3 protein-coding genes are annotated in these 4,636 nt (G+C 39.0%); 1 reads left to right on the top strand and 2 read right to left on the bottom strand.

Annotation, left to right across the window (positions count from 1 at the left end; all coding sequences use genetic code 11):
* Window positions 1-1,441: leucine-rich repeat domain-containing protein (locus tag ABXH34_RS14650; protein ID WP_353572630.1), on the top strand; the 1,441-nt coding region annotated here is incomplete at its 5' end.
* Window positions 1,442-1,694: 253 nt separating this feature from the next.
* Here the strand turns inward: ABXH34_RS14650 and recG are convergent.
* On the bottom strand, window positions 1,695-3,794 hold the full coding sequence (gene recG, locus ABXH34_RS14645) for an ATP-dependent DNA helicase RecG (RefSeq protein WP_353572634.1): 2,100 nt from the start codon (window positions 3,792-3,794) through the stop codon (window positions 1,695-1,697).
* A gap of 258 nt (window positions 3,795-4,052) precedes the next feature.
* Window positions 4,053-4,636, bottom strand: a 584-nt coding sequence (locus tag ABXH34_RS14640) for an adenosylcobinamide-GDP ribazoletransferase (protein ID WP_353572629.1), incomplete at its 5' end; no start/stop codon positions are given.

The following is a 4,636-nucleotide window of genomic DNA, read 5'->3' as shown; positions in this document are numbered from 1 at the left end:
GCCAGAAATTGGCCAGTTGCAAAGCTTAACGAGTTTAAATTTATCGGTAAATCAATTACAAAGCTTACCGCCAGAAATTGGCCAGTTGCAAAGCTTAACTGAGTTAAATTTATACAATAACCAATTACAAAGCTTACCGCCAGAAATTGGCCAGTTGCAAAGCTTAACAAAGTTAAATTTATACAATAACCAATTACAAAGCTTACCGCCAGAAATTGGCCAGTTGCAAAGCTTAACAAAGTTAAATTTATACAATAACCAATTAAAAAGCTTACCGCCAGAAATTGGCCAGTTGCAAAGCTTAACTGAGTTATATTTATACAATAACCAATTACAAAGCTTACCGCCAGAAATTGGACAGTTGCTAAGCTTAACTGAGTTAAATTTATACAATAACCAATTACAAAGCTTACCGCCAGAAATTGGACAGTTGCAAAACTTAACAACGTTATATTTATGGAGTAACCAATTACAAAGCTTACCGCCAGAAATTGGACAGTTGCTAAGCTTAACTTGGTTAGATTTAGACAATAACCAATTACAAAGCTTACCGCCAGAAATTGGCCAGTTGCTAAGCTTAACTAGGTTAGATTTAGACAATAATCAATTACAAAGCTTACTGCCTGAAATTGGCCAGTTGCAAAGCTTAACAATGTTAGATTTATCTTGGAACAAACTACAAAGCTTACCGCTAGAAATTGGCCAGTTGCTAAGCTTAACTTGGTTATATTTAGACAATAATCAATTACAAAGCTTACTGCCTGAAATTGGCCAGTTACAAAGCTTAACAATGTTAGATTTATCTTGGAACAAACTACAAAGCTTACCGCTAGAAATTGGCCAGTTGCAAAGCTTAACTAGGTTAGATTTAGACAATAACCAATTACAAAACTTACCGCCAGAAATTGGACAGTTGCTAAGCTTAACTAGGTTACTTTTACAAGACAACTCATTACAAAGCTTACCGCCAGAAATTGGCCAATTGCAAAGCTTAACTTGGTTACTTTTACAAGACAACCCATTACAAAGCTTACCACCAGAATTTGGCCAGTTGCAAAGCTTAACGAGTTTGAATTTATCGGTAAATCAATTACAAAGCTTACCGCCAGAAATTGGACAGTTGCTAAGCTTAACTAGGTTAGATTTATCGGTAAATCAATTACAAAGCTTACCACCAGAAATTGGCCAGTTGCAAAGCTTAACTGAGTTATATTTATCAGAAAACCAATTGCAAAGCTTACCGCCAGAAATTGGCCAGTTGCTAAGCTTAACTTGGTTATATTTATCAAAAAACCAATTGCAAAGCTTACCGCCAGAAATTGGACAGTTGCAAAGCTTGACGAGTTTAAATTTAGAAAATAACCCCTTAGTTACACCGCCATTAGACATTGCAAAACAAGGCATTCAAGTAATTCGGGACTATTTCGCAAATCAAAACTAGTCTTTCATTTTGGGGTAGCGCAATGTTGCCCCTTTTTATCAAAATTCCCCATAAAATTTGCAATTATTCATTTCTGGTCTATAACTGAGATGCTGCGGTTAACAAAATTTTTAGATTATTTTTAATATAGTTTCAACAAGCTTAGATTTTCCATTAATAACGGATACAGCTCACTTGATGGCACTGTATCTAATAAATTGCGAATTTGGTTTGTGCTTGGGATTTGATGTGCCCCAAATTGAGAATGGCTGATTTACACCACACCATAACGAAAGCCTTTTTTAATCCAACGTTGAATCAACAACTCACATTGCTCTGGATAATGCTCTAACATCCACTGCCCCGCTTGTGGAATATCAGCAAATAACGCCTTATCCTTCTCCAAATCCGCGACTTTTAAATTTAACACCCCTGTTTGTCGAGTGCCTAACACCTCCCCCGGCCCACGAATCTCTAAATCTTTCTGCGCAATTAAAAAGCCGTCGGTACTGTCTCGAATTATGCCCAAACGCTCTTGAGCAATTTTTGATAACGGAGCTTGATACAACAACAAACAATAACTTTCCACCGCACCCCGTCCCACACGCCCACGCAATTGATGTAACTGTGCTAAACCCAAACGTTCCGCATTCTCAATCACCATCACACTGGCATTAGGTACATTCACCCCCACCTCAATCACCGTTGTGGCAACCAATAAATCAAGCTCCGCATGTTTAAATTGCTGCATCACCAATTCTTTATCTTTAGAACCCATGCGCCCATGCACTAAACCCACATTTAAATCAGACAAATGTTCAGCTAAATACTTTGCCGTATCTTCCGCAGCTTGGAGCTGTAAAGTTTCAGATTCCTCAATCAATGGGCAGACCCAATAAACCTGTTTACCTTGCTGACAAGAAGCATGAACCCGTTGAATCACCTTATCACGTCGAGCGTCACAAATGATCGCGGTTTGTACAGGCGTGCGCCCCGGTGGCAATTCATCAATGATCGATACATCCAAATCCGCATAAGCCGTCATAGTCAACGTTCGTGGAATCGGAGTCGCAGTCATAATCAACTGATGTGGATAAATATCACCTTGTTTACCCTTATCACGCAAAGCCAAACGCTGATGCACCCCAAACCGATGTTGCTCATCAATAATAACCAAACCCAAATTGTTAAACTTCACTTCATCCTGAAATAGCGCGTGTGTGCCCACGGCTAAATGAGTGATGCCTAAAATCAAATCTTCCAAAGCATTACGGCGTTTTTTCTGAGTTAAACTGCCCGTGAGCCATGTGACTTTTAAATCCAATGGCTTGAACCATTCAGCAAAAGTAGTTTTATGTTGCTCAGCCAATAATTCAGTCGGAGCCATAATCGCCACTTGATAGCCCGCTGCAATCGCCTGCAACGCAACCAATGCCGCCACCACGGTTTTGCCTGAACCCACATCGCCTTGTAATAAACGTTGCATCGGCTTAGGCTGAGTTAAATCATGACTTAATTCATTGACTACTTTTTGCTGGGCTTTGGTTAAATCAAATGAAAGTTGCTGCATAAAACGTTGCACTAAATCGCTATCTGAATCCAATACGGGCGCAGTATGTTGCTGACTATGTTGATGCAAGGCGCGTAAACTAAGATGTTGTGCTAATAATTCTTCAAAAGCAATGCGTCTGCGAGCGGGATGAGTTGAAGGATCAATTTCAGTTAATCTTTCACTGGGTAATGGCTGATGAATGGTTTTCAAAGCCTGTGCTAAAGGCAGTAATTTAAGATGTTGCAATAGCTTTTCTGGTAATAAATCAGGCAATTCAATCATCAATGCTTGTTTCATGATCGCATACCACTGGGTTTGATTAAAATTGCTGACAGTCGGATAAATCGGTGTGAGATGGTCTTTTAATAATTCAGATTGTTCAGTTTCATCGATAAACTCATAAGTCGGATGCACCATTTCTAAGCACTGATACCCTTCTCGCACTTCACCAAAGCAACGTATTAAGGTTTTTTGCTGAAACTTCTTAATTTGACTAGGATAAAAATGAAAAAATCGCAATGCGACCACGCCTGTTGCATCACTAAAACTGCACATTAAAATCCGTTTTTTACCTTGTTTGACTTCAACCGTTTCAATCCGTCCTTCAATTAAACCCAATTGCCCTGCCTGTAAAAGTCGAATCGGCACAACATGGGTACGATCTTCATAACGAGCGGGTAAATGAAATAATACATCTTCGGCTGTGTAAATTTCTAAACGGGCAAGTTGCTCAGCAGTTCTCGCACCGACACCTTTTAGCTGGGTTACTGGAATAGACATGGGGGTATTTTCAGTTTTTGATTGAGTTGGGAAACGTTTAATCCGCTTATGATATGAATATAGTCAATTTTGGTTTGTAGGACTGGCAGTCCTTTTATACTTTAAATATCAATCAGTTTTAAAATTGAGGATGGCCAGTCCTGTATCACTTTAAAATAAAACGACTACATCATTGCATCAATTGACTGTCTTGTAAGTTCAAGGGCAATTTTAACCTGAGTTTGTTTGCGGGGACAAACTTGTTTTTACATCCAATCCAAATCATATTTAAACTCGTTACGCTCTGAGCCATAGTCATCGCTAAATCCATTTGCATAATGCCAATATACTCAAATAAAACATCACTTCAGTAATCTGTTGTGTCGCGCCTAAAGCATCACCCGTATAACCACCGATCCGCCGTTTAAAAAACCACCCTAAATACAATTGGGTCAAATAAAGTATGGGAAAGGCAAATAACAGCACATAATGTGGATAAAATAACAGACTGGCCAGTAACATAAACGATCCACTATAAACCATTTCGCCAACACCGAGTTTTTTAGCTGCAATTGGTTTGGATTTACTTTTATCAATATCTTGCACATAATCATGATTTTGTATTACTAACACCGCCATAAATCGGCTGGCAATGTGCGCGTTAAAATAGCTGATAATCAAAATAGGGACGGAAATCAAACCAATCTCATATAATGTCAACAATTTCAAACCCAATAACAAAATAATCCCCACCGTACCATACGCGCCAATCCGACTGTCTTTCATGATGGTTAACACTTGCTCTTTCGTCCAACCGCCGCCAAACCCATCGCAACTGTCAGTAAAGCCATCTTCATGAAATGCACCTGTAATATAAACAGTCAACATCATGGACAATAAAATGC

It is taken from the genome of Candidatus Albibeggiatoa sp. nov. BB20 (assembly GCA_016744725.1).
Classification (GTDB): domain Bacteria; phylum Pseudomonadota; class Gammaproteobacteria; order Beggiatoales; family Beggiatoaceae; genus Albibeggiatoa.
This window is presented reverse-complemented; position numbering and strand designations above follow the sequence as displayed.